19 protein-coding genes, 1 pseudogene and 1 riboswitch are annotated in these 24,354 nt (G+C 60.1%); of the genes and pseudogenes, 6 read left to right on the forward strand and 14 right to left on the reverse strand.

Going from position 1 to position 24,354, the window contains the following annotated elements:
- Window positions 1-55: 55 nt before the first annotated feature.
- Window positions 56-448, reverse strand: a complete 393-nt coding sequence (gene rpsI / locus RS887_RS06580; RefSeq protein ID WP_003228056.1) for a 30S ribosomal protein S9 — start codon at window positions 446-448, stop codon at window positions 56-58.
- Window positions 449-462: 14 nt separating this feature from the next.
- Window positions 463-891, reverse strand: coding sequence for a 50S ribosomal protein L13 (gene rplM, locus RS887_RS06585; RefSeq protein ID WP_003228062.1), 429 nt, complete (start codon window positions 889-891; stop codon window positions 463-465).
- Window positions 892-1,136: 245 nt separating this feature from the next.
- Here rplM and RS887_RS06590 point away from each other — a divergent pair, with 245 nt between their 5' ends.
- Window positions 1,137-2,177 (forward strand): NADP(H)-dependent aldo-keto reductase, encoded by a 1,041-nt coding sequence (locus RS887_RS06590; protein WP_322614802.1) that lies wholly within the window; start codon window positions 1,137-1,139, stop codon window positions 2,175-2,177.
- A gap of 107 nt (window positions 2,178-2,284) precedes the next feature.
- Here the strand turns inward: RS887_RS06590 and RS887_RS06595 are convergent, their stop codons facing one another.
- Window positions 2,285-3,421, reverse strand: a complete 1,137-nt coding sequence (locus tag RS887_RS06595) for an acyl-CoA dehydrogenase family protein (protein ID WP_322614803.1) — start codon at window positions 3,419-3,421, stop codon at window positions 2,285-2,287.
- A gap of 221 nt (window positions 3,422-3,642) precedes the next feature.
- Between RS887_RS06595 and RS887_RS06600 the strand changes: the two genes are divergently transcribed.
- The gene (locus tag RS887_RS06600; protein WP_322615267.1) at window positions 3,643-4,563 is read left to right on the forward strand and encodes a GlxA family transcriptional regulator; all 921 of its coding nucleotides are present in this window, start codon (window positions 3,643-3,645) and stop codon (window positions 4,561-4,563) included.
- Window positions 4,564-4,740: 177 nt separating this feature from the next.
- Here the strand turns inward: RS887_RS06600 and zapE are convergent, their stop codons facing one another.
- From zapE to RS887_RS06615, 3 genes are all read right to left on the reverse strand, one after another.
- Window positions 4,741-5,835, reverse strand: a complete 1,095-nt coding sequence (gene zapE, locus RS887_RS06605; protein WP_043302216.1) for a cell division protein ZapE — start codon at window positions 5,833-5,835, stop codon at window positions 4,741-4,743.
- Window positions 5,836-5,925: 90 nt separating this feature from the next.
- Window positions 5,926-7,281, reverse strand: coding sequence for a tryptophan--tRNA ligase (locus RS887_RS06610; RefSeq protein ID WP_322614804.1), 1,356 nt, complete (start codon window positions 7,279-7,281; stop codon window positions 5,926-5,928).
- Window positions 7,282-7,305: 24 nt separating this feature from the next.
- On the reverse strand, window positions 7,306-7,935 hold the full coding sequence (locus RS887_RS06615) for an alpha/beta hydrolase (RefSeq protein WP_322615268.1): 630 nt from the start codon (window positions 7,933-7,935) through the stop codon (window positions 7,306-7,308).
- Window positions 7,936-8,079: 144 nt separating this feature from the next.
- Between RS887_RS06615 and RS887_RS06620 the strand changes: the two are divergent.
- Window positions 8,080-8,515: pseudogene (locus RS887_RS06620) on the forward strand (YhcB family protein).
- 262 nt (window positions 8,516-8,777) lie between these two features.
- On the opposite strand, the gene RS887_RS06625 reads toward RS887_RS06620, so the two are convergent.
- From RS887_RS06625 to RS887_RS06655, 7 genes are all read right to left on the reverse strand, one after another.
- Entirely contained in the window at window positions 8,778-9,518 is a 741-nt protein-coding gene (locus tag RS887_RS06625) for an OmpA family protein (RefSeq protein WP_322614805.1), read from the reverse strand.
- Window positions 9,519-9,621: 103 nt separating this feature from the next.
- Window positions 9,622-10,263, reverse strand: coding sequence for an MBL fold metallo-hydrolase (locus RS887_RS06630; RefSeq protein ID WP_322614806.1), 642 nt, complete (start codon window positions 10,261-10,263; stop codon window positions 9,622-9,624).
- An 86-nt stretch (window positions 10,264-10,349) separates the two neighbouring features.
- A complete protein-coding gene (locus tag RS887_RS06635) occupies window positions 10,350-13,088 on the reverse strand; it encodes a LuxR C-terminal-related transcriptional regulator (RefSeq protein ID WP_322614807.1) in 2,739 nt (912 codons plus the stop codon).
- 175 nt (window positions 13,089-13,263) lie between these two features.
- Window positions 13,264-14,628 carry a DUF1329 domain-containing protein gene (locus tag RS887_RS06640; protein WP_322614808.1) on the reverse strand — a complete coding sequence of 455 codons (1,365 nt, stop codon included), beginning with the start codon at window positions 14,626-14,628 and terminating at the stop codon, window positions 13,264-13,266.
- 27 nt (window positions 14,629-14,655) lie between these two features.
- The gene (locus RS887_RS06645) at window positions 14,656-16,539 is read right to left on the reverse strand and encodes a DUF1302 domain-containing protein (protein WP_322614809.1); all 1,884 of its coding nucleotides are present in this window, start codon (window positions 16,537-16,539) and stop codon (window positions 14,656-14,658) included.
- A gap of 339 nt (window positions 16,540-16,878) precedes the next feature.
- Window positions 16,879-18,561: a fatty acid--CoA ligase gene (locus tag RS887_RS06650; RefSeq protein ID WP_322614810.1), complete on the reverse strand. Its 1,683-nt coding sequence runs from the start codon at window positions 18,559-18,561 to the stop codon at window positions 16,879-16,881.
- A gap of 259 nt (window positions 18,562-18,820) precedes the next feature.
- Window positions 18,821-19,450, reverse strand: a complete 630-nt coding sequence (locus RS887_RS06655; protein ID WP_322614811.1) for a LysE family translocator — start codon at window positions 19,448-19,450, stop codon at window positions 18,821-18,823.
- A 91-nt stretch (window positions 19,451-19,541) separates the two neighbouring features.
- Between RS887_RS06655 and RS887_RS06660 the strand changes: the two genes are divergently transcribed.
- The 3 genes from RS887_RS06660 (at window position 19,542) to RS887_RS06670 (ending at window position 22,387) form a co-directional block, all read left to right on the forward strand.
- Window positions 19,542-20,507, forward strand: a complete 966-nt coding sequence (locus RS887_RS06660; protein ID WP_322614812.1) for a 2-hydroxyacid dehydrogenase — start codon at window positions 19,542-19,544, stop codon at window positions 20,505-20,507.
- A 32-nt stretch (window positions 20,508-20,539) separates the two neighbouring features.
- Window positions 20,540-21,538: a class I SAM-dependent methyltransferase gene (locus RS887_RS06665; RefSeq protein WP_322614813.1), complete on the forward strand. Its 999-nt coding sequence runs from the start codon at window positions 20,540-20,542 to the stop codon at window positions 21,536-21,538.
- Window positions 21,539-21,589: 51 nt separating this feature from the next.
- Window positions 21,590-21,712: riboswitch (yybP-ykoY riboswitch) on the forward strand.
- Window positions 21,713-21,802: 90 nt separating this feature from the next.
- On the forward strand, window positions 21,803-22,387 hold the full coding sequence (locus RS887_RS06670) for a TMEM165/GDT1 family protein (RefSeq protein ID WP_007972537.1): 585 nt from the start codon (window positions 21,803-21,805) through the stop codon (window positions 22,385-22,387).
- 132 nt (window positions 22,388-22,519) lie between these two features.
- Here the strand turns inward: RS887_RS06670 and RS887_RS06675 are convergent, their stop codons facing one another.
- Window positions 22,520-23,335 (reverse strand): M48 family metallopeptidase, encoded by an 816-nt coding sequence (locus RS887_RS06675; protein WP_322614814.1) that lies wholly within the window; start codon window positions 23,333-23,335, stop codon window positions 22,520-22,522.
- Window positions 23,336-24,354 lie beyond the last annotated feature (1,019 nt).

Here is a 24,354-nt window from a genome sequence, read left to right on the forward strand (position 1 = left end):
AAAACGCCCAGCTCCGTGAGGATACTGGGCGTTCTTTTTTGAACGTGAAAGCGAATTAACGCTTCGAGTACTGCGGACGCTTACGCGCTTTACGCAGACCGACTTTCTTACGTTCAACTTCACGAGCATCGCGGGTTACGAAGCCGGCTTTACGCAGGGCGCTGCGCAGAGTCTCGTCGTAGTCCATCAGAGCGCGAGTGATGCCGTGGCGGATTGCGCCAGCCTGACCACTTACACCACCGCCGATCACGGTGACGTAGATGTCGAACTTCTCGACAGTCTCAGTCAATTCCAGCGGCTGACGAACTACCATGCGGGCAGTTTCGCGACCGAAGAAATTATCCAGCGAACGGTTGTTGATGGAGATGTTACCAGTACCCGGACGCAGGAAAACGCGTGCGGTTGCGGTCTTGCGACGGCCAGTGCCGTAATTTTGAGTCGCCGACATAATGAACTATTCCGTTAAATCTTCAGTTCTTGGGGCTGCTGAGCAGTATGAGGGTGTGCAGCGCCCGCATAGACTTTCAGCTTACGGTACATGTCGCGACCCAGCGGGTTCTTAGGCAGCATGCCTTTGACCGCGGTCTCGATCACGCGCTCAGGGGCCTTGGCGATCAGCTTTTCAAAGTTGATCGACTTGATGCCGCCCGGGAAACCGGAGTGGGAGTAGTACATTTTGTCAGTGGTTTTAGCACCGGTAACACGGATTTGCTCAGCGTTGATTACGACGATGTAGTCGCCGGTGTCAACGTGAGGAGTGTACTCAGGCTTGTGCTTGCCACGCAGACGGCTCGCGATTTCGGTGGCCAGACGACCCAGGGTCTGACCAGCAGCGTCGACGACAAACCAGTCGCGCTTTACTGTTTCCGGTTTAGCAGTAAAAGTTTTCATTCTTTATAGCCTCAGGGGCCGCCCTGTAAATTAGACGGCGGATCTTACTGAATAGTGCGTACTTTGACAAGTCAAAGGCAGCCGGATACAGACGCTTTCGGGGGCTCGGGTCGGCGCGTCCGTTCAACGGCAAGATTCTTCGGCGGCGGCGCATCACTTCCACTGCAGAAAGAGGTGCGCAATTATGCAGATTGCGAAAAATAATTCAACCTGCTTTTATGATTGTTTTGCCCAAGGAGCACCCGATGGACTATCGCCAGCTAGGCCGAACGAACCTGAACGTGAGCGCCATCTGCCTCGGAACCATGACCTGGGGCGAGCAAAACAGCGAGGCAGACGCCTTCGCCCAGATTGAGCGGGCAAAGGCTGCCGGGATCAACTTCATCGACACCGCCGAGATGTACCCGGTGCCACCCAAGGCCGAAACCTACGCCACCACCGAACGCTACATCGGCAATTACTTCAAAAGCCGCGGCGACCGCGCGGACTGGATCCTGGCCAGCAAGATCGCCGGCCCCGGCAACACCATCGACTACATCCGTGACAGGAACCTTCGGCACAACCGGCAGCACATCACCGAAGCCGTGGATGCCAGCCTCAAGCGCCTGCAGACCGACTACATCGACCTGTACCAGTTGCACTGGCCGGAGCGCAGCACCAACTTCTTCGGCCAGCTCGGCTACAAGCACAAGATCGAAGCCAACCTGACCCCGCTGGAGGACACCCTCGAAGCGCTGGACGAGCAGGTCCGGGCCGGCAAGATCCGCCACATCGGCCTGTCCAACGAGACGCCATGGGGCACCATGCGCTTCCTGGCGCTGGCCGAAGCCCGAGGCTGGCCACGCGCCGTGTCGATCCAGAACCCGTACAACCTGCTCAACCGCAGCTTTGAAGTCGGCCTGGCGGAAATCGCCATCCGCGAGCAATGCGGCCTGCTCGCCTATTCGCCGCTGGCGTTCGGTTTCCTGTCAGGCAAGTACGAAGGTGGCGCCCGCCCGCCAAAAGGTCGCCTGAGCCTCTACAGCCGCTTCAGTCGCTATTTCAACCCACAGTCGGAAGCAGCTTGCAGCCGTTACGTGGCACTGGCCCGTGAACACGGTCTGGATCCGGCGCAAATGGCCCTGGCGTTCGTGACGCAGCAGCCGTTCGTGACCAGCAACATCATTGGCGCAACGACCATGGAACAACTGGAGAGCAACATTGCCAGTTTCGATCTGAAACTGTCGGAGGAAGTGCTGGAAGGGATCGAGGCGATTCACAAGGATCATCCGAATCCTGCTCCATAATTTGCAGTAAAAAAAAGATCGCAGCCTGCGGCAGCTCCTACAGGGTTCACGCCAGTCCCATGTAGGAGCTGCCGCAGGCTGCGATCTTTTCAGCCATCAAAAATGATTCAAAGCGACCGCGCAATAATCTCCTTCATGATCTCGTTCGTCCCGGCATAGATCCGCTGCACCCGCGCATCCGCCCATGCCCGTGCGATCGGGTACTCCCACATGAATCCGTAACCACCGTGCAACTGCACGCACTCGTCGAGCACCCTGCATTGCAGATCGGTGCCCCAGTACTTGGCCATCGCCGCCGTAGGCACGTCGAGCTTGCCTTGCAGGTGCAACTCCAGGCAGCGGTCGACGAAGACGCGGCCGATCTGGATTTCCGTGGCCATCTCCGCCAATTTGAACCGGGTATTCTGGAAATCCGCGATCGACTTGCCGAACGCCTTGCGCTCGCGGGTGTAGTCCAGCGTCCATTGCAGCGCCGCTTCAGCTGAAGCCAGCCCGCCAACGGCCACGGTGAGGCGCTCCTGGGGCAACTCCTGCATCAGGTAGGCAAAGCCCATCCCGGCCTGGCCCAGCAGATTTTCCTTGGGCACACGCACGTCCTGGAAAAACAGTTCCGAGGTGTCCTGGGCTTTCATCCCGACCTTTTCCAGGCGCTTGCCCTTGTCGAAGCCCGGCGTGTTGGCCTCCACCAGAAACAGACTGGTGCCCTTCGCGCCGGCCTTCGGATCGGTCTTGGCGACGACGATCACCAGATCGGCCAGGTAACCGTTGGTGATGAAGGTCTTGGAGCCGTTGATCACGTACTCATCGCCATCGAGCACGGCCGTGGTTTTCACGCCTTGCAGATCGGAACCGGCGCCTGGCTCGGTCATGGCGATCGCGGTAACCATCTCGCCGGACACCAGCTTCGGCAGGTACTTCTGTTTCAGCGCTTCACTGCCGTAATGCAGGATGTACGGCGCCACGATGTCCGAGTGCAGGGAAAAACCGATGCCGGTCAGGCCAAGTCGCCCCACTTCTTCGATCACCACGGCACTGTAGAGAAAGTCCGCCCCCAGACCGCCGTATTCTTCCGGCAGGTGCGAGCACAGCATCCCCGCCTCCCCTGCCTTGTTCCACAGTTGTCGGTCGATATAGCCTTGTTTTTCCCATTGCCCATGGAACGGCACCGCCTCTTTTTCGAGGAACGTTCGCACGCTGTCGCGGAAAAGCTCGTGCTCGGAACTGAACAGGGTTCTGGGGATCATGCGGCACCTTTTCTTTGTTTTTAGAAGGAGTTGACCTTCAGAGACTATGCCTCGCTTCCGATACAGGACACTGGACACATCCGACAAAAAATAAGACGATCCAGCCGTCTGGTGACCACTTCCCCCTATAAAAATAAAGTTGAATTATGTCTAACCAAGCCTCCACGCCCCTGCGGCGCGTCAGCATCCTGGCCATCGACCGGGTTTTTGCTTCCACCCTCATGCAAGCCAAGGATTTCTTCCACCTCGCCAGCCTGCGCTACGGCAAACAGCTGGGCCAGGGCCTGACACCGGCGTTCGAAACCCGCCTGGTCAGCCCCGATGGCAAACCGGTCAACACCTTCAGCGATGTGACGATTCCGGTGGATGGCGGCCTGGAAAACGCCGACATCATCGTTCTTCCCGCGTTCTGGGACGATTTCGACAGCCTCTGCAAACGTTACCCGCAAGTCCTGCCCTGGCTGCGCCAGCAACATGCGCGCGGAGCAGTACTGTGCGGCGAGGCCACCGGTGTTTTCTGGCTGGCCGAAGCCGGGCTGCTCAATGGCAAGGAAGCGACCACCTACTGGCGCTTCTTCAATGCCTTCGCCGAACGCTTCCCCCAGGTTCAGCTCAATCAGGACAAGCACCTGACCGACGCCGACAACCTGTACTGTGCCGGCGGCACCACCTCGGCGTGCGATTTGTACATTTACCTGATCGAGCGATTCTGCGGTGCCAATGTGTCCCAGGCCGTAGCGCGGGACATTCTGTATGAGGTGCAGCGCAGCTACTCGCCGGGACGCATCGGTTTTGGTGGCCAGAAGCTGCACCAGGACGTGATCATCCTGCAGATCCAGCACTGGCTCGAAGAACACTTCGCCGACAAGTTCCGCTTCGAAGACGTCGCCCGCGAACACGGCATGAGCATCCGCAACTTCATGCGCCGCTTCCAGACCGCCACCGGCGACAAGCCGCTGCATTACCTGCAACGCCTGCGTATCGAAACCGCCAAGGGCTTGCTGTCCGGCAGTCGCAAGAGCATCAAGACCATCAGTTACGAAGTCGGTTACGACGATGCGAGCTTCTTCGCCAGGCTGTTCCGGCAGCACACGGAGTTGTCGCCGAACCAGTATCGGCAGCAGTTCCAACAAGCGGCGTAGATTTCAAGCCAAACACCAAGCAAATGTGGGAGCGAGCCTGCTCGCAAAAGCAATATGACAGTCGACTGAGCGCTGAATGTTAAATCGCCTTCGCGAGCAGGCTCGCTCCCACAGGTTATCTTTGGCGCATAAAAAAAGGGCCTGCATCTGCAGACCCTTATTATTTTCTGAATCGTCTTAAGGCTTATGCGCCCGAGACAGGAATTCGTGGGACTGCATTTCCAGCAGACGACTCAGGGTCCGCTGGAATTCGAAGTTCAGGCGACCGCCTGTGTACAGATCCTTAAGCTCGACTTCGGCAGAAATGATCAGCTTCACGTTGCGGTCGTAGAACTCGTCGACCATGTTGATGAAGCGGCGGGCGATGTCGTCGGTGGTGACGCTCATCTGCTCGACACCACTGAGCAGCACGGCATGGAAGATCTTGCCCAGCTCGATGTAGTCGTTCTGGCTGCGCGGGCCGTCGCACAGTTCGCGAAAGTCGAACCAGGCCACGTCGTCACAGGTGCGCAGAGCACGGATCTCGCGGTTTTCGATCATCAGCACGTCGTTCTCGATCGCTGCCGTGCATTCCGGCGTCAGCGCGCGGAAGCTCTTGCGCAGGCTTTCGTGGGACGCTTCGTCGAGCGGGAAATGGAACAGCTCCGCTTGTTCGAGGTGGCGCAGACGATAATCGACGCCGCTGTCGACGTTGACGATCTCGGTGTTCTGCTTGATCAGCGCAATGGCCGGCAGAAAGCGCGCGCGTTGCAGGCCGTCCTTGTACAGGCCGTCCGGCACGATGTTCGACGTCGCGACCAGGGTCACGCCGTTCTTGAACAGTTCTTCCATCAGAGTGCCCAGGATCATGGCGTCGGTGATGTCGGAGACGAAGAACTCATCGAAGCAGATCACCCGGGCTTCGGTGGCAAAGCGCTTGGCGATGATGGTCAGCGGGTTTTTCTCGCCGCCCAGGGTTTTCATCTCTTCGTGCACGCGCTTCATGAAGCGGTGGAAGTGCGTACGGGACTTTTCCTTGAACGGCAGCGCCTCGAAGAAGGTGTCCACCAGGTAAGTCTTGCCGCGACCTACGCCGCCCCAGAAATACAAGCCCTTGACCGGGGCCTGATCCTTCTTGCCAAACAACTTGCCCAGCAGGCCCGGCTTGTTTTGCTCGGCCGCGACCAGGTCGTCGTACAGGCGCTGCAAATGACGCACGGCGGTTTCCTGCGCGGCGTCATGGAAGAATTCCGGGCGTTTCAGATCAGCTTGATATCGTTCTAGGGGCGTCATAATTCGTTAGCAAGGCAACAAAAACGGGCCGACACTGTAGCGACGGCCCGGAGGAATGGCAATCGGCCCTTGGTCGGGCCGAACCGTTGTTTATTCCTGAACCGGTGTCAGGGCAATGCGCAAGGCTTCGATGGCCGCGTCGCGTGCGGCGCTGTCGGCGAAGGTCGGGCTGTCGGCAACACACTGGCCTTCGAGCCAGACGCTGAAGCCCAGTTCGTCACTACGCACGTCCAATGCCTGACCCGCTTGCAGTTGCTTGGTCACCTGTCCGGCGGTTTTACCATCGGCGAAGTTGCGCGACAGCAGCAGTTGTTCGCCATCGGCCGCCAGCAGACGGAAGCGGAAACTGCCGTCGTCCTCGCGGAAGCTGACAAAACGCGCAGCCTTCACGGCTTTCTTCTTGGTGGTCGCCGCCACTTGAGTCTGGGCAACGAAGGAACGCAGGCCCACCGCTTCACGCAGTTCGTTGAGGAACGGTGTCGCCACCGCACGGGCCTTTTTCGCGCCGTGTTGCAGGATGTCTTCCAGATCCGCCGGACGCTCGATCAGCTGGTTGTAACGCTCGCGGGATTCGCCCAGTTCGGCGTCCAGCAGCTGGAACAAACGATTCTTCGCCTCGCCCCAACCCAGGCCCTGCAACAGTTCGCTACGGAACTCGTCGGCCTGCGCCGAGGTGGCGAACGCCTGGAACAGGGTGAACAGGTGCGAATTGTCCGGGTCCTTGGCTTCGCCCGGCGCGCGGGAGTCGGTGACGATCCGAGAAATCGCGTCCTTCATCTCTTTGGCGCTGCTGAACAGCGGAATGGTGTTGTCGTAGCTCTTCGACATCTTGCGGCCATCCAGGCCCGGCAGCGTGGCGACGCTCTCCTCGATCAACGCCTCGGGCATGGTGAAGAACTCTTTGCCCTGGCCAAACAGGTGGTTGAAACGCTGGCCGATGTCCCGCGCCATTTCCACATGCTGGATCTGGTCACGACCGACCGGCACCTTGTGTGCGTTGAACATCAGGATGTCCGCGGCCATCAGTACCGGATAGCTGTACAGGCCCATGGTGATGCCCGCGTCCGGGTCTTCGCCGGTCTCGACGTTCTTGTCCACCGAAGCCTTGTAGGCGTGGGCGCGATTGAGCAGGCCCTTGGCGGCGACGCAGGTCAGCAGCCAGGTCAGTTCGGGGATTTCCGGGATGTCGGACTGGCGGTAGAAGGTCACGCGATCGACATCCAGGCCACCGGCCAGCCAGGTCGCGGCGATTTCCAGGCGCGAGCGCTGGATGCGCAACGGGTCATCGCACTTGATCAGGGCGTGGTAGTCCGCCAGGAAGTAGAACGAATCGGTATTACTGTCACGGCTGGCAAGGATCGCCGGGCGGATGGCGCCAGCGTAGTTGCCCAGGTGCGGCGTGCCGGTGGTGGTGATGCCGGTGAGGATACGGGTACGAGTCGTCATGGGTAATCGCTTGTCAGACTGCAATCAATTCGAGAGGCGCGGCAGGATCAGATCCTTGAGATCGGTCAGCTTGCCATGAAAAAAGTGTCCGCATTCTGCCACTTTCAGCAGCTCATGGGGGCGTTCGAGCTCGTCGGACCATTCGTAAACGACTTGTGGATCGATCACTTCGTCGGTTTCCGGCTGGATCAGGGTCAGTTCGCCGTGCTGCGGCAACTGATCCTGATCGCCGAGGCGCATGACCGCTGGCGCGACCATGAACAGGTGCTTGAGCTGCTCGCCCTTGGCCTCGAGGCGCCCGCCAAGGCTTGCAGCAACAAAACCGCCGAAGGAAAAACCGAACAGGGTCAGCGGCAATTGCGGGTGTCTGGCGCGAAACCATTCGGCGACAGCCTGGGCATCATCGACTTCACCGGTGCCCATGTCGTGGGAGCCTTCGCTGGCACCGACGCCGCGATAGTTGAAGCGCAGGGTGATCAGTCCGGCGTCGCGCGCGGTGCGCTGCAGGGTCGAGACCACTTTGTTGAGCATGGTGCCGCCTTGCACCGGGTTCGGATGGCAGATGAGCGCCAGGCCGCGCGGCTGCTCGTTGTCCAGGTACAGTGCTTCCAGTTGGCCGACCGGGCCATCAATCACTACAGGGGTTTCGCGCATAAGCAAGGAAGGAACTCCGTGACCTCGAATCGGGTCGACTCGTCTAGCAAATTGTCTGTGGCTGTCTATTGCGAGTGAATCGCGGTATACAGCGCAGGTTCGAGCCGTTAACGTAAAGCAAAGCCGTTTATAGAGGAAGGACTCGTGGAACACTCGCTCTTAGTTTGGTTGTTACCGACTCTTGCCCTGGTTGTGGGTGTCGCCATTGGGTTTCTGATCGCTCGCCTTGCGCCGAATGCCGCGCCTAGCAGCACGCAACGTCAGCTGGACGACATTCAGGAACGTTTCGACAGTTATCAGAACGAAGTGGTGACCCACTTCAACAGCACTGCAACGCTGGTCAAGAAACTGACTGCGAGCTACCAGGAAGTGCAGGATCATCTCGCCGAGGGCGCCAACCGCCTGGCCCTGGACGAACAGACTCGCCAACGCCTGCTGGCCTCCCCAGCACGCCGATGCGGCGCAGGCTCCACGGGAACGCCTGACGCCGCCGCGCAATCAGGAACCGCCTCGCGACTACGCACCAAAAGCCCCGAACGCGCCGGGCATGCTCGATGAGCATTACGGCCTGAAGAAGTAATCAGGTATCGCGCGATAAAAAGCCCCCGGACAAGTGATTGTCCGGGGGCTTTTTCGTTTTTGAACTCTTCTTTGCCCGTTCTGACCCCATCGCGAGCAGGCTCGCTCCCACTGGGCTCTTCTTCGATCACAGGATTTGTGTCTATTGAAGATCAATTGTGGGAGCGAGCCTGCTCGCGATGGGGCCGGAGTCAACGACACAAAAAAACCGCTCGGCCTATAAGGACCGAACGGTTTTTTTTGCCCGGGATTCAGTCAGACGCTTATGGGTACTGCTGAACTGTGCCCTGCTGCTCACCGCCATATTGCTGACCCGGAATCGCCTTGAGGTTGACCTCTACACGGCGGTTCTGCGCCCGGCCATTGGCGTCGCCGTTGCTGGCAACCGGGCTATCCGGACCGGCGCCGCGAGCGCTCAGGTTGGTACCGCTGACACCTTGCGAGGTCAGGTAGGTTGCCACGCTTTGTGCACGACGCTGGGACAGGTCCATGTTGTGCTGGCGGCTGCCGGTGCTGTCGGTATAGCCGACGATTTCGATCTGGTTCTGGTTGAACTCTTTCAGCGAGCCCGCCAGGTTGTTCAGCGGCTGATAGAAACTTGAAGCAATATTCGCCGAATCGGTAGCGAACGTGATGTTGCCCGGCATGATCAGCTTGATCTGGTCGCCCTGGCGCTGCACTTCAACACCGGTGTTGGCCATGCTGGCGCGCAGCTTTTTCTCCTGCTGGTCGGCGTAGTAGCCGTAACCGGCGGCGGAAGCACCGACCACTGCCGCACCGATCAGTGCGCCCTTGCCACGGTTATCGTGGTTGATTGCAGCACCGGCCAGCGCACCGGCCAGCGCGCCGAGGCCACCGTATTTCGCGGTCTTGCTCATGCCTTCGGAACCGCTATCCGCCTGGCCCTGAGCCTGGCCCTGACCGCCGTAAGGGTTAGGCGAGGCACAACCGGACAAAACGGCCACAGCCGTAGCGACAATAATCAAACGACGCGTGGTGAACATGTAAAGCTCCTACTTTTTTGCATTCTGTGGTGCAACGGACCAAGGCATAAGCCTTTGCGGGCGTTGGATCACTTCCTGGAATAAAAATTCCGCTCGTTACAAATCAGGCCCGTACAAACGGGTTTTCGCGCATTTCATCGCCCAGACGGGTGTCCGGACCATGCCCGGCTACCACCGTCGCCTCTTCGTCGAGGGTGTACAAACGCTGCTTGATCGAACGCACTATGGTCGCCTGGTCGCCACCCCACAAGTCCGTGCGCCCGACTCCGCGACGAAACAGCGTGTCGCCGGCAATCAGCAGCTTAGCCTCGGAAAACCAGAAGCTCATGGAGCCCGGTGTATGACCCGGCGTGTGCAGCGCCACGCCGCAACCGCAGGCCAGCTCTTCATCATCGGCCAGCCAGCGATCCGGTGACGGCACCGGGGTATAAGGCACACCGAACATCTGGCACTGCATTTCCAGGTTGTCCCACAGAAACTGGTCTTCCTTGTGCAGATGCAGCGTCGCGCCGGTTTTCTCTTTGAGTTGACCGGAAGCGAGGAAATGATCGAGGTGGGCATGGGTATGGATGATGCAGACCACTTTCAGCCCCAGGGCATCGAGACGCGCCAGGATCAGCTCATGATTGCCACCCGGATCGACAACGACGGCCTTTTTCGTCACCGGATCGCCGATGATTGTGCAGTTGCACTGCAAGGGGCCAACAGGGAAGGTTTCGCGGATGAGGGTGGGTTGCTGGGACATCGGGGCCTGCTCGACAAACGGGGACGAGCGATTTTCGCACAATTGAGTATCCAGCCAATGGCCGCGATCTGTATCGTGAAAAATCCTTAATCCAGCACCCCCAACTCCTTGGCCCGCGCCACGGCCTGAGTACGCCGCTCGACCCCGAGCTTGCTGTTGATGTGACTGGCGTGGGTCTTGACCGTGTGCAGGGAGATAAACAGCTGATCGCTGATTTCCTGGTTTGAACAGCCCTGGGCAATCAATCGCAATACCGCCAATTCCCGCGTGCTGAGCTGCTCCGCAGCCACGCTGGACTCCAGGCCGGAACGGGCAGCCAATGCCGGCAATTTTTCACTGAGACTCAGGGAAACGGGGGTTGGCGGATAAAGTTGCAGTTGCCCACGCAGCCAGTCCGGGTACTCGGCCAGCAGGCACTCAAAGGGTTGCAGCACCCCTCCACCGGCGACGTCCAGTGCCTGAACCAGTGCCTTGCGTGCTTCCGGCTCCCGTCCGGTGCCCAGCAATAACGCCACTTTCTGGGTCAGCGCCATGGCACTGAGCATCTGCCGACCGCTTTGCTGGCCATGTTCAAGCAGCGCATTCAAACGCCCTTCAGCCAGCATCGGTTGGCCCTGGATGGCATCCAGCAAGGCTTGCTGCAATTCGATATGCAGCGGCAATTGCGGGTGGAACTCTGGAGGTGCTGCCCCGTTTTCGCCGTTATAGGTCTGGCCCAGACGCGCCAGCCAGGCTTCGGCCAGATCGGTGCGCCCCTGGGCCAGCCAGAGTTCACATTTGACCAGGGTGATCATCGCCAGGTAGTAGATCGGCGGAACGTCCCAGATGTGCATCAGCCGTTCGGCTTCGGCGAGTTCGGCAAAGGCCTTGGCGAACTCGCCGCTGCTGCCCTCCAGCCTGGCAATCACGCAGTGGCCGATTAGCACGCTGATGTCACGACAGGCGCGCGCCTCGCTCAACCCGGCCTGCAAGCGCACCCGGGCCAATTGCGGCTGCATGCGCTGGGCCAGCAAAAAGCCTTCGTACAAGGTCAGCCGGGCACGAACCGCATACAGCCGTTGCGCCGACAGGCTCTGCAGGCGCTGCATGCCCTGACGGACCTCTTCCAGCGCCCGACAGATTTCTCCGCGCGCTTGCAACACCCGGGCGCGGTCGTAGTGCGCCAGTGCTTCGAACAACGGGTTGCCGACCCGTTGCGCCAGCTCCAGCGATTCGCGGTTCAGCCCCCGTGCCTGCCACAAATCACCGTCGGCAATGGCCAGGTTGGACAGGGTCGAGAGGCACATCAGGCGCTGGCCGTAACGCTTGGAAGGAAGACTTTCCAACGCTTCGCGGCAGTACCGCAACGTCAGTTCGCGGTTGCCGCGCCCACGGGCAATGATGCCGCTCAATGCCAGCCATTGAGCCAGCATGGACTTCTGGGCGGTGGCCGACGGAGCGGGCAGGAAGCGGCTCAAATGGCTGGCCAGCTCCTCGGCGGCATCCAGTTGGCAAGCCATCCCCAGCGCCCAGCTATACAGCACGATCAGTCGCGGGGTGCTAATCAGCAAGCTGTCAGGCAAGTCCATTTTCCAGCGCAGCAACATGCCGACATTCTGCTCGGCCAGCAGTTGCTCTTCGGAGAGGTTCTGCACCAGGTTCGCCGCAACGTCCAGGTGTCCGGCACGCAAGGCCTGCTCCACGGCCTCATCGAGCAGTCCCTGGGCATTGAACCAGCGACAGGCACGCAGGTGCAGGCTGGCGGCCGGGACCATCGACTGGGAAGTCGGCCGAGTACGCAACAGATCGGAAAACAGGTGATGATAACGATACCAATGGCCATGCTCGTCCAGCGGCACCAGGAACACCTGGTGAGCCAACAGGAAGCGCAGGATCTCTGTGCTGTCATGGGCGTCGCGAACGGCATCGCACAGTTCGCTGCAAAAACGTTCCTGGGGCGCCGTGTCATAGAGGAACGACTGGACCTCGGCGGGCAGGCAATCAATGACTTCTTCGAGCAGATAATCGCGGATCAGCCCTTCCCCACCGTGCAAGGATTGCGGCAGCGTTCCATCGGTGCCCGCCTCCGAAGCGGCCAGCAGCCAGAAGCGTAACCCCGCGACCCAGCCTTCGCTGCGCTGGATCAGGTTTTCCAGTGCCTCACCGCGCAAGGAACTGCTGTGTCGGTCGAGCAGGCTCAAGGCCTCGTCACGGGTCAGGCGCAAATCCTGTTCATGCAATTCAAGCAGTTGTCGCGACAGCCGCAGCCGCGCCAGGTGCCAGTCGGGACGTTGCCGACTGGTGACCATCACCAGCAAACCATCGGGAAGATGATTGAGGAAAAACTGCAGGCAACGGTCCAGTACCGGCCCCTGGGCCAGATGGTAATCATCCAGCACCAGCAGCAATGGCTTCGCTGTGGACAGGTGTACGGCCAACTCGTCGAGCAGGCCGTCCAGCCATTCTTCGAATGCGAACGGCTGATGGCGTTGGCGCATTTTCAACAGCCCGAGGGACTGCCTGCCCAGATGCGGGAAATAGTCCTGAAGGCCTTCGAGCAGGCGCTCGAGAAAACGCCCCGGGTCACTGTCTCGCGGGCTCAACCCCAGCCAGAGACTTTGCCAGTGCTCTGGTAATCCCTGACAAAACTCCACCGCCAACGAACTCTTGCCGAACCCTGCCGGTGCGCTGACCAGCAGTAACCTGCCCGCGAGCCCGGCACTCAGCCGCTCGCACAAACGTGGACGCAGCACATGGCCGTCGGGCAACGGCGGGCGGAAGAAGCGCCCGTCGAGTGTCGCGACGGCAACGTGTGCAGAACCTGGGGGTGTAGACAAATCAGTCATAGCCGGCTCTTGTTTGAATTGCGGGTGGCGGCGTTGCAGATGTCCGCAGACTAGCCGTAAACGGATAGGGAATGAAGGTAATTGCTACAAATGGCTACAAAAAGTCTACAAGCAAAAAAAAACGCCCCGAACCAGTCGGGGCGTTTTCAGAGGCTGCGTCGCTACTCAGTTCACCTTAGCGAACACCGTCCTGACGCAAGGCTGCCGGGGTGAAGTCGCTGGTGGTGGCGGTGAAGCCGAAGTCATAGGCCGACTTCTCTTCGTTCTTCATGCCCAACGCCAGGTAACGACCCGATTGCAGGTCATACAGGGCTTCGAGGGCATACCACGGTACTTGCTTGTCGTAGTAGTTCTCGGCATGGGCCTCGGCGACACGCCACAGTTGACCGCGACCGTCGTAGTGATCGATCACCGCTGCTTGCCAGGTGTCTTCGTCAATGTAGAAGTCACGCTTGGCGTAGATGTGACGCTGACCTTCCTTCAGGGTTGCAACCACATGCCACACACGACGCAACTCGTAACGAGCCAGGTCCTGGTTGATGTGGCCGGCCTTGATGATGTCGGCGTACTTGAGCTTCGGATCATCGAGCTTGTAGGAGTCGGAGGCGATGTACATCTCCTTCTTGCCTTCGAGTTTCCAGTCGTAACGATCCGGTGCACCGTTGTACATGTCCAGGTTATCGGAAGTACGCAGGCCGTCGGCTGCAGTACCCGGGCCGTCATAGGACACTTGCGGTGCACGGCGCACACGACGCTGGCCGGCGTTGTAGACCCACGCCGAGCGCGGTTCCTTCACCTGGTCGAGGGTTTCGTGCACCAGCAGTACACCACCGGCCAGACGTGCCGGCGCGGTCACTTTCTGCTTGAAGTAGAACAGGATGTTGCCCGGGTTTTTCGGGTCGTAATCCTTCATCTTGTCGCGGAACACGAACTGGTCCTGGAAGTACACCAGGCTGAACGAACCGTTCGGCTGTGGTGTGGCCTGGGTCACCAGACGGGTCACGCTGCCCCCGCGATAGCGGGTGATGTGGTTCCAGATGACTTCCACGCCGCTTTTCGGAATCGGGAACGGCACGGCCGTTTCGAAGTTTTCCAGACCGTTACCGCCGGACACCAGGTTGGTGTTGGTGGCGTTGCGCTTGATGGCGGCGAACACGTCATCCGGCACGGTGGCACCGCGGTGGGACAGGTACACCGGCATCTTGAAGGTTTCCGGGTAGCGCTTGAACATCGCGTACTGGCCCGGGGCGAGCTTCTCCTTGTACTGATCGACGTTCTGCGCCGTGATGGTGAACAGCGGCTTTTCGCTGGCGTACGGATCGGACAGGAAGCCCTTGCTGTCAACGGTGCCGGCATTCTTCGGCATCGGCTTCCAGGCCGGGATCGAACCGTCGGCATTACCCGCCATTTCGGCGCCCATCGGGGTCAGGCTCTTGCCCAGTTTGTCGGCCTCGGCCTGGGGAACCGCCGCCATGACGCTGGTCGCCAGCAGCGAAAGCCCCAGAACACTGGCGTGGAACAGACTCTTTGTTATTTTCATATGTGCGTTCGTCCTGAGAAACAGTGCTTAGAAGTTCACGCCGAGGCTGAGCGCAACGAAGTCGCGGTCATCCACGGTGGTGTACTTGCCGTCGAAGAAGTTGGTGTACGCCAGGCTCGCGGTGTAGGTGTTCTGGTACTCGGCGTCGACACCCAGGCTCACCGCCTTGCGGCCTTCCTCGAAGTTGCCGCCAGGGCCAGGGGAGTAACCGCTCACGTCATGGGACCAGGCAACGTTCGGCTTGAGGTTCACACCGGCAAACACGTCGTTGTATTCCCAGATGGCGCGACCGCGGTAGCCCCACGAAGTCGGGGTGGTGAAGCCTTCGTTGGTGCAATTGCGGCTGAGGTTGTTGCTCGGAGTACCCGGGCCGGCTCCGCGGATAGTGGCGGCATTGAGCGTCACGCAGGTATTTTGGCCGTTGGTAGCAGGCAACTCACCCGGGCCGTAGACCGGATCGCGGCCGTAACGGACATCGGAGGAGCTTTCCAGCCCGCCGACATGGGTCACGCCCACTTCGCCCACCAGGGTCAGACGGCTGGCGCCCATGACCTGGTCAAAGAAGTGCGTCAGGGTAGTCTGGAACTGGGTGATCTCTTTACGGCGATAGCCGTGCAGGTCAGTACCCGGTGCAGCGGACAGCAGCGACGCGTTGCCCAGGCCGGCCAAAGGACGTACACCAGCGAACAGGATGTCGGTGGTATTGAGCTGCACCGGAGCGTTCGGACGGTAGCTGATCTCACCACTCCACGCCGTACCGGTAGGCAGGGTGGTGGAGAAGCTCAAGCCATACAGGCGAATGTCCTCGGGGTATTCGATGAAGTATTGTGAATTACCTGCCACCAACAGTGGCCCGAGTGCCGCGAACGGGCCCGGGAGTCCCGCTGCCGTGTTGTAGACCGACTGCGGCGCACCGGTGGCGCTGAAGATCGGCGCACGGCTGTGGTAGTTCATGAAGTAGGCGCCGAACTCGGTGTCCAGCGGATCGAACATGTACTTGAAGGACGCGCCCCACTGACCGCTGTCACGGGCATCACGATCGGGGCCACGACGCACCAGAACACCCTCTTCGTTGACGTCGACGCCGTTGGCGGCCAAAGGCCCCAGGGCAATGGCCGGAATTTGCGAGCGTTTGTTCAGCACGCGCAGGTTGTTGTCGCAGCCGTCGGCAACGATGTCTGGCTGGGAGAAGAACGTGCCGCAGTTATCGACGACGGTCTGGTCCCACTCCAGTTGGTAGAAGGCTTCGGCCGAGAGGTTTTCGGTCAGGCTCTGGGAGATGTAGAACATGTTGACCGGGATCAGGCCTTCCTTGATCTCGGCACCCGGACGGCGGAACGCAGACACGTCGATCGGGTTGATCGAGTTGATGCCTCCGCCGATGAAGGTACTTTCACCCCAGCTCACGACCTGCTTGCCCAGGCGCACGGAACCTGGCTGATCGGCGATGGAGTAGTTGTGGTAGACGAAGGCGTCGAGGAGTTGAGTGCCAGCGGACTTGGCGCCTTCCTTGCGGCCGTCGTCACTGATGTCCTTGAACGGACGGCTTTCGTCTTTCAGTTCAAAGTCGTACCAGTATTTGCCACGGACGAAAACACCGGTATCGCCATATTTCAGTTCAAGGTCATGGATGCCCTTGAAGATCTTCGAGAAGGTTTCCCCGCTCTTGAAGTTCAGGTGACCGTCATCAGAAGTCTGGGACAGCCCCCTGCCACCGTTGTTGACACCGATGAGGTTCTTGTTCGGCTGCTGAGTAGACCAGCTGGCACCAATCGACAGGGATGAGTCGAACTGACCTTCGATTTCACCTACGTTGAAACTGACGCCGAATGCTGGCCCGGCGAGCGTAGAGGCAAGACTGACAGCCAAGGGCAGTTTCGCCCGGCGCCAGAACTGGTTAACTGATGTCATCGACGCTACTCCATGTGCACTTTATTGTTATGGCAGTGAGCACTTCTAAAAACGCTGTGGATAACCGGGAGCCACGGCATCCCAAAGTCATTCCAAAGTTGCATCGCCCCGGTTTGTGCGGTTGCCCCGTTCTTAAAAATCCTTGAGCGGACTATAGCCAGCAGGTAGTAACGCTTGATCCCTCTAAAGTGTGATTTGCAGCTGCCAGCCACTCTGGAACAGTCCTTTCGCCAGTCCGACGCCCGTCGGCCCGGCAAGGATGGCTGAAAATTTCGATTTGACAAGCCAAGCGCTTGCTTGGTGGGGCTGGCGTGCCCCTTCGGGCACGCCGAGAGGCGCTTAAAGCGTCGAGAGGAAGGTGCTGTTGGTGGCCTGCCATTCGGTGATGTCGACACGAATGCGCTTCTTGTCGAGTTTGCCGACACTGGTCTTGGGAATTTCAGTAACAAGGGCGATCTGGCTCGGAATCGCCCACTTGCTCAAGTGCCCCAGCTCCACAAACGGCTTGAGGTGTTCCTTGAGTTCCCGAGCCCCGATTGTGTGACCCTCGCGGAGCACCAGCAGGGCAAACGGCCGCTCGCCCCATTGCGGATCAGGGATCCCCACCACTGCTACTTCGCGTACCGCCGCATGGCGGCTGATCAGGTCTTCGAGGTCCAGGGAGGAAATCCACTCGCCACCGGTCTTGATCACGTCCTTGATGCGGTCACGAATGTCGATCACGCCCATGCTGTCCAGGGTCGCCACGTCGCCGGTGTGCAGCCAGCCGCCGGCCCAGAGTTCGGCGCCCTTCTGCGGCTCGTTGAAATACCCCTCGGTTAGCCACGGTGCGCGTAACACCAGCTCGCCCTGGGTCTCGCCGTCGGCGGGCAGGAAGTTACCCTCGGTGTCGACGATTGCCGCCTCCACCAGTGGCCCCGGTACGCCGGCCTTGATTCGGTAGGTAGTGCGTTCGTCTTCAGTGCCGGCCATCAATTCGTCGTTGAGGTGCGCACACGACACCAGCGGCCCGGTTTCCGACATGCCGTACGCAGCGGTCAGCTGAATGCCTTTGGCCTTGGCCGCCTCGTACAGCGTGCGGTTCAGGGCGCTGCCGCCGATGACGATTTTCCAGCCGCCGAAGTCGACGTTCTGCGCGGCCTTGGCATTGATGACCATCTGCAAGATGGTCGGTACGCAATGGGAGAACGTGACCTTCTCCTTGCGCCACAACTCCACCAGATACTCCGGGTCATAGCGACCGGGGTACACCTGCTTGAGGCCGAGCATGGTCGCCACATACGGCAAGCCCCAGGCGTGCACATGGAACATGGGGGTGATCGGCATGTACACGTCGTTGGTGCCCAACAGGCGCACGCTATCGATCGCACCCATGATGGTCGACACGCCCATGGTGTGCAGCACCAGTTGCCGATGGGTGAAGTACACGCCCTTGGGATTGCCGGTCGTGCCGGTGGTATAGAACGTGGTAGCGACCGAGTTTTCGTCGAAATCCTCGAAGTCGTACTGCGGGCTCGCCGCGGCCAGCAGCTGTTCGTATTCGCCGACGAGGTTCGGCAAGTCAGCGGTTTTTTCCGGCAGGTCAGTCAGCAGCAGGGTTTTGTCGACTGTGGTCAGATGCCCTTCGATGGCCTTGTAGAGGCCGACGAACTCGCTGTTGACCAGCACAAAGCGGTCCTCGGCGTGGTTCATGGTGTAGAGGATCTGTTCCGGCGACAGGCGCACGTTGATGGTGTGGATCACCGCACCGATCATCGGGATGGCGAACATGCATTCCAGGTAACGATGGCTGTCCCAGTCCATCACACCCACGGCATCCCCAGGCTTGACCCCGGCCGCGGTCAGCACGTTGGCCAGACGGGCGACCCGCTCGATCAGGGTCGGGTAGCTGTAGCGCAACTTGTCGCGGTAGATGATCTCGCGGGTTTTCTCATAACGGGCACCGGACATCAGTAGCCGCTTGATCAGCAGCGGATACTGGTAAGCACCTTCGGCCGGGGGGATAACGCGAGTCTGCAACATAAGAATCCCTTTTTCTGACTGCACGGACGTGACTGAAAGTACGCACTGTAGTGCCCTTGATCGTCAGCCAAATCAGCCAAAGGAATGATTTGCAGGGCCCCACAAATGCTAGCGTTGCGCCAGCATTGATCATTTATTGCGCATTCGAGGTCGACCCATCGTAGGAGCTGCCAAAGGCTGCGATCTTTTGATCTCGTTCTTCATGTCAAAGCTCAAAAGATCGCAGCCTGCGGCAGCTCCTACAGGGAATCACGTTTGATCAGTGCATCTCGGTAAAGGCGAGCTTCACGCCAATCGCAATCAGCACCGCGCCCATGGTCCGGTCGAACCAGTGCCCCATGCGTGCGAAACCGGCGCGTACGCGTTGCTGGCTGAACAACATCGCCACCAGGCAGAACCAGGTCGCTGTCGCCGCCGCCAGGTAAACCCCGTAACCGGCCTGCACGGCCAGTGGTGTGTGCGGGTTGATCACCACGGTGAACAGCGAGAGGAAGAACAGCGTGGCTTTCGGGTTGAGACCGTTGGTGACGAAGCCTGAGGTGAAGGCACCACGGGCCGTGCGCTCCCCGGCTTCCTTGTGCAGATCGTCCGTCACTGGCCTGGCCGGTTGCGCGCGCAGTGCCTTGTAACCGATATACAGCAAGTAAGCGGCGGCGGCCCATTTCAAGGCATTGAACAGCACGATCGACTGGGACACGATCAGGCCGATACCCAACAGGGAATAACCCACGTGCAGGAAAATCGCAGTACCCACGCCCAGCGCGGTCCAGGTGCCCGCGCGGCGACCGTGGGTAACACTCTCACGCACCACCACGGCAAAGTCCGGGCCGGGGCTGGCCACGGCCAGCAGGTGAATCAGGGCAACGGTCAAGAACTCTGTCCAGTACATGGGGGCTCCTTTAGGCCAAGCGTAACTATTTTTTTCATCTGGTAGGCTCGGCAGGTTACGCCTTCAGTTCATTGCACAAAAGGTACAGTTGATGACGAACACTCGCCGCGCCGTTTTCCTCGACCACCCGTCCCTGGACCTCGGCGACCTTGACCTCAACCCGCTGCGCAGTTGTTTCAGCGAACTGCAGCTGTTCACCCAGACCTTGCCCGATCAAGTCATCGAACACCTCAAGGGCGCTACCGTCGCCATCAGTAACAAGATCCTGATCGATGCCGCCGCCATGGCCGCCAGCCCTGATCTCAAGCTGATCCTGATCACCGCCACCGGCACCAACAACGTCGACCTCGCCGCCGCCCGCGCCCACGGGATTACCGTGTGCAACTGCCAGGGTTACGGCACGCCATCGGTGGCGCAGCACACGATCATGCTGCTGCTCAACCTGGCCACGCGCCTGGCCGATTATCAAAAAGCCGTCGGCGAAGGTCGCTGGCAGCAGGCCAAACAGTTCTGTTTACTGGATTACCCGATTGTCGAACTCGAAGGCAAAACCCTTGGCCTGCTGGGCCATGGCGAATTGGGCGGCGCCGTTGCGCGGCTGGCTGAAGCCTTCGGCATGCGCGTTCTGCTGGGGCAAATTCCCGGGCGCCCTGCCCGGCCGGACCGCCTGCCACTGAATGAACTGTTACCGCAAGTCGATGCCCTGACCCTGCATTGCCCGCTCAACGAACACACCCGGCATTTCATCGGCGCCCGTGAACTGGCATCAATGAAACCCGGCGCATTCGTGATCAACACGGCCCGCGGTGGCCTGATCGACGAACAGGCGCTGGCCGACGCTTTGCGCAATGGGCATCTGGGCGGCGCCGCCACTGACGTACTGAGTGTCGAACCTCCCATCAATGGCAATCCGCTGCTGGCCCACGACATCCCGCGCCTGATCGTCACCCCGCACAACGCCTGGGGCAGCCGCGAAGCGCGCCAGCGAATCGTTGGCCAAGTGACCGAAAACGCACTGGGATACTTCAGCGGTAAGGCGCTGCGGGTCGTCAGTTGATAAACTGCGGCACTTTTTTCAAGGGAGCAGTTATGGATCCGCGCAGTGAAGTACTGCTTCGTCAGGCCGAGTTATTCCAGGGCTCGGTGCTGTTGGCCGGCTTGCCCGCCGACGACTTGCTGGGCCGTCTGCCCGAGGCTCAGGGCTGGTGCTGGCACGCCGGCGATCAGGCCGCACTTGAAGCCCGCTTTGCCGGGCGCAGCCATTTTGGCGTGAATGCGCCTGAACGCGGGTTCGATAGCGCCTTGGTGTTTTTGCCCAAGGCCAGGGACCTGACCGATTACATCCTCAACGCTGTAGCCTCGCGGCTGGAAGGCCGCGAGGTGTATCTGGTGGGCGAGAAAAAAAGCGGTATCGAAGGTGCCGCCAAACAACTCAACCCGTTCGGCAAGCCGCGCAAGCTCGATAGCGCGCGGCATTGCCAGCTCTGGCAAGTCACCGTGGCCAATGCGCCACAAGCCAAACCGCTGGAAAGCCTGGCGCAGACCTACGAACTGCCGCTGGCCGAAGGCCCGTTGAAGGTCATCAGCCTGCCGGGTGTGTTCAGCCACGGTCGCCTCGATCGCGGCAGCGCGCTGCTGCTGGAGCACCTGGATAAACTGCCCGGCGGTCACTTGCTCGATTTCGGTTGCGGCGCAGGGGTCTTGGGCGCGGCGGTGAAACGTCGCTACCCGCACAATCAGGTCACGATGCTGGACGTGGACGCCTTTGCCGCCGCCAGTAGTCGCCTGACACTGGCGGCCAATGGTCTGGAAGCCGAGGTGATTACCGGTGACGGAATCGATGCGGCACCGATGGGTTTGAGTGCGATCCTGAGCAATCCGCCATTCCATGTCGGCGTGCACACCGACTACTTCGCAACGGAAAACTTGCTGCGAAAATCGGCCAAACATCTGAAAAATGGCGGCGAACTGCGCTTGGTGGCGAACAGCTTCCTGAAATACCAGCCACTGATCGAAGAGCATCTGGGCCCATGCACGATCAAGGCCGAAGGCCAGGGTTTTCGCATCTACCGGGCCAAACGCGGCTAAGGCTTTTTTGAAAAAGAAGGCTTGCCGAATGGATTTTGCCTAGGCAGAATCCGCTCCGTCCTAGGGGAGTAGTCTCCCACGAGCGCCACGCTCGTCCGGCATGCGTCAACATACTTGGTCCTCAGACCATGGCGTATGCGACCCAAGCATCCACATCAGATGGATCGCAGGGTTTGACAAGACCTATGACACGAACACCTTACCCGGGGCGGGAAGGCTGTACGTGTCATAGCCGTGTCGACCCGCCCCTTAGGAAAACCCCTGATGCTGGATTCACTACTCGTACCTACCGCAATCGTTGCCTTGGCCGAAATCGGCGACAAGACGCAACTGCTCGCGCTCATTCTCGCTGCCCGCTTCCGCAAGCCCTGGCCGATCATCGCCGGCATCGTCGCTGCGACCCTGGCCAACCACGCGGCCGCCGGCGCAGTCGGCGCCTGGGTCGGCAGTTTCTTCTCGGATACGATGCTGCACTGGATCCTCGCCGCGAGCTTCGCCGCGACCGCACTGTGGACCCTGGTGCCGGACAAGATGGATGACGACGAAGCCAGCACCGCCCGCAAGTTCGGGCCATTCCTGACCACGCTGATCGCGTTCTTCCTCGCGGAAATCGGCGACAAGACGCAAATCGCAACCGTGATGCTGGCTGCGCAATATCCGGAGTTGTGGCTGGTGATCATCGGCACCACGGCCGGCATGCTGATTGCCAACGTACCGGTGGTTCTGGCGGGTAACTTTGCCGCAGACAAGCTGCCATTGACCCTGATCCGTCGACTGGCGGCGTCGGCGTTCTTCATCCTGGCGATTGTGGCGGTGTACAAGGCGATGCAGAGCAGTGGGTGGGTTTGAAGCGGTAAGTCGTTAGATCGCGTTGTCGTTCTTCGCGAGCTGGCTCGCTCCCACAAGTGTCGTATTCCAATGTGGGAGCGAGCCTGGTCCGGGCAGTGATCCGACGAAAGCGTCAGCGGTCACACCACATGACTATTTCTTGGCCCGCTCGTACAGCGGCATGACCTTCGGAATCGCTGCCTGCAACGCAGCAGTCCGGCTGCTGGAAGAGGGGTGCGTGCTGAGGAACTCCGGCGGAGCACCTTCGCTGGCCTTGCTCATCTTGTCCCACAGGGTGATCGCGGCGTTCGGGTTGTAGCCGGCACGGGCGGCCAATTCCAGGCCGATCAGGTCCGCCTCGTTTTCATTGGCACGGCTGTTGGGCAAGGTCATGCCGTAGTTGGCTACAGCGTCCGCCAGGGCCAGGCTGTCCTGGCCCAACCCGAGCAACGCACCGGCGCCCTGCTTGGCCATTTCGATACCGTACGCCTTGGACATCGCCTCACGACCGTGCTCGCGAAGGGCGTGGGCGATTTCATGGCCCATGACCGCGGCGAGTTCATCGTCAGTGAGTTGAAGACTGTCGATCAGCCCGGTGTAGACAAAGATCTTGCCGCCGGGCCCACAGTTGGCATTGAGCTCGTCACTCTTGATCAGGTTCACTTCCCATTTCCACTGCGCCGCATCCGGACGGAAATTCGGTGCCTGGGCGATCAGCCGGTCGGCAATGGCCTGAACACGCCTGGCATCGTTGCTGGTCTTGTCCAGCACGCCTTTGCTGCTCGCCTCACCCACAGTCTTTGTATAGGACTGGGCGTACATCTGGTCGACCTCTTGCGAGGACAACATGCTGAACATGTACTGCTTGCGCTCAACGCCGACAGCGCCGCCGCTGGTGGTATTGACCGACTGGCAACCGGCGAGCAGCAGGCCTGCGCTCAGCGTACATATAGCCAATGTCTTGTTCATCGAATAACTCCCTGAAAACATGCGAGTATCCTAGGCGTGGAATTGTATCGACGCCAGATACATACAGATATGAGACGCACAATTCGGACAAAGCTCTCATCGGTGCAGGAAAAAATTCACATTCCGCGGTGAGCCGCAGCCCATCGCGCCGCGCATTGATTCATTTGCGACATCCGGCACGCAAAAACAGCCATTTCAACGGCCCGCGCTCATGCTCGCCCGATACCCTGCCGATACACCTCCGCAGACGTCCTTTCGCGTGCGGAGCCCCCATGAAATTCAAGTCGATCCAGTTTTCCGTGGCGGCCCTTGCCGGCGCCATCGTCCTCAGTGTCGTGGCAGCGCTGGTGGTGTACGCGCTGTTTTCCGGCGCCCGCACGCAAGACATGGTCCAGGAGCGGACCCAAGCCCAATTCGAGCAAGTCATCGAACAACGCCTGACATCACTGGCGCAAACCCAGGTCAGCCAGATCCAGCGTGAACTCGAAGCACCGCTGCTGATCGCCGGCGGACTGGTGCGGGTCAATGCCCTGATCGGTACACCGGGTGCCGATGGCAGGCCCGCCCTGAGCCTCAGCCGCGAGCAACTGATCGGCCTGATCAAGGAAAATGTGGTCAAGAACCCGAAAATCCTCGGCACCTACATCGGTTGGGAAAAAGACGCACTGGATCACAACGATGCGGCCTACGTCGGCACCCAGGTGGTCGGCATCGACGCCAGCAACGGGCGCTTCCTGCCCTGGTGGTTCCGCAACGACGACGGCACCCTGGGGCTGGACAAACTGGTGGACGTCGATGACCAGAAAACCCTGTCCACCGGCGTGCGCGCCAGCGAGTACTACCTGTGCTCGAAAGAAACCGGAAAATCCTGCGTGATCGATCCGGCGCCTTACAAGGTGGGCGACAAAATCGTCATGCTCGCCTCCTTTATTGAGCCGATCATGCTCAACGGTGCCTTCCAGGGCATCGTCGGTGCCGACCTGTCGGTGAACTTCATTCAGGAAATGCTCCTGGGCGCC

This window comes from Pseudomonas sp. BIC9C, from assembly GCF_034541995.1.
GTDB lineage: Bacteria > Pseudomonadota > Gammaproteobacteria > Pseudomonadales > Pseudomonadaceae > Aquipseudomonas > Aquipseudomonas fluorescens_CC.

Coding starts and splice junctions, on each gene's coding strand:
- rpsI (WP_003228056.1), bottom strand. CDS start 448: ATGTCGGCGACTCAAAATTACGGCACTGGCCGTCGCAAGACCGCAACC.
- rplM (WP_003228062.1), bottom strand. CDS start 891: ATGAAAACTTTTACTGCTAAACCGGAAACAGTAAAGCGCGACTGGTTT.
- RS887_RS06590 (WP_322614802.1), top strand. CDS start 1,137: ATGGACTATCGCCAGCTAGGCCGAACGAACCTGAACGTGAGCGCCATC.
- RS887_RS06595 (WP_322614803.1), bottom strand. CDS start 3,421: ATGATCCCCAGAACCCTGTTCAGTTCCGAGCACGAGCTTTTCCGCGAC.
- RS887_RS06600 (WP_322615267.1), top strand. CDS start 3,643: ATGCAAGCCAAGGATTTCTTCCACCTCGCCAGCCTGCGCTACGGCAAA.
- zapE (WP_043302216.1), bottom strand. CDS start 5,835: ATGACGCCCCTAGAACGATATCAAGCTGATCTGAAACGCCCGGAATTC.
- RS887_RS06610 (WP_322614804.1), bottom strand. CDS start 7,281: ATGACGACTCGTACCCGTATCCTCACCGGCATCACCACCACCGGCACG.
- RS887_RS06615 (WP_322615268.1), bottom strand. CDS start 7,935: ATGCGCGAAACCCCTGTAGTGATTGATGGCCCGGTCGGCCAACTGGAA.
- RS887_RS06625 (WP_322614805.1), bottom strand. CDS start 9,518: ATGTTCACCACGCGTCGTTTGATTATTGTCGCTACGGCTGTGGCCGTT.
- RS887_RS06630 (WP_322614806.1), bottom strand. CDS start 10,263: ATGTCCCAGCAACCCACCCTCATCCGCGAAACCTTCCCTGTTGGCCCC.
- RS887_RS06635 (WP_322614807.1), bottom strand. CDS start 13,088: ATGACTGATTTGTCTACACCCCCAGGTTCTGCACACGTTGCCGTCGCG.
- RS887_RS06640 (WP_322614808.1), bottom strand. CDS start 14,628: ATGAAAATAACAAAGAGTCTGTTCCACGCCAGTGTTCTGGGGCTTTCG.
- RS887_RS06645 (WP_322614809.1), bottom strand. CDS start 16,539: ATGACATCAGTTAACCAGTTCTGGCGCCGGGCGAAACTGCCCTTGGCT.
- RS887_RS06650 (WP_322614810.1), bottom strand. CDS start 18,561: ATGTTGCAGACTCGCGTTATCCCCCCGGCCGAAGGTGCTTACCAGTAT.
- RS887_RS06655 (WP_322614811.1), bottom strand. CDS start 19,450: ATGTACTGGACAGAGTTCTTGACCGTTGCCCTGATTCACCTGCTGGCC.
- RS887_RS06660 (WP_322614812.1), top strand. CDS start 19,542: ATGACGAACACTCGCCGCGCCGTTTTCCTCGACCACCCGTCCCTGGAC.
- RS887_RS06665 (WP_322614813.1), top strand. CDS start 20,540: ATGGATCCGCGCAGTGAAGTACTGCTTCGTCAGGCCGAGTTATTCCAG.
- RS887_RS06670 (WP_007972537.1), top strand. CDS start 21,803: ATGCTGGATTCACTACTCGTACCTACCGCAATCGTTGCCTTGGCCGAA.
- RS887_RS06675 (WP_322614814.1), bottom strand. CDS start 23,335: ATGAACAAGACATTGGCTATATGTACGCTGAGCGCAGGCCTGCTGCTC.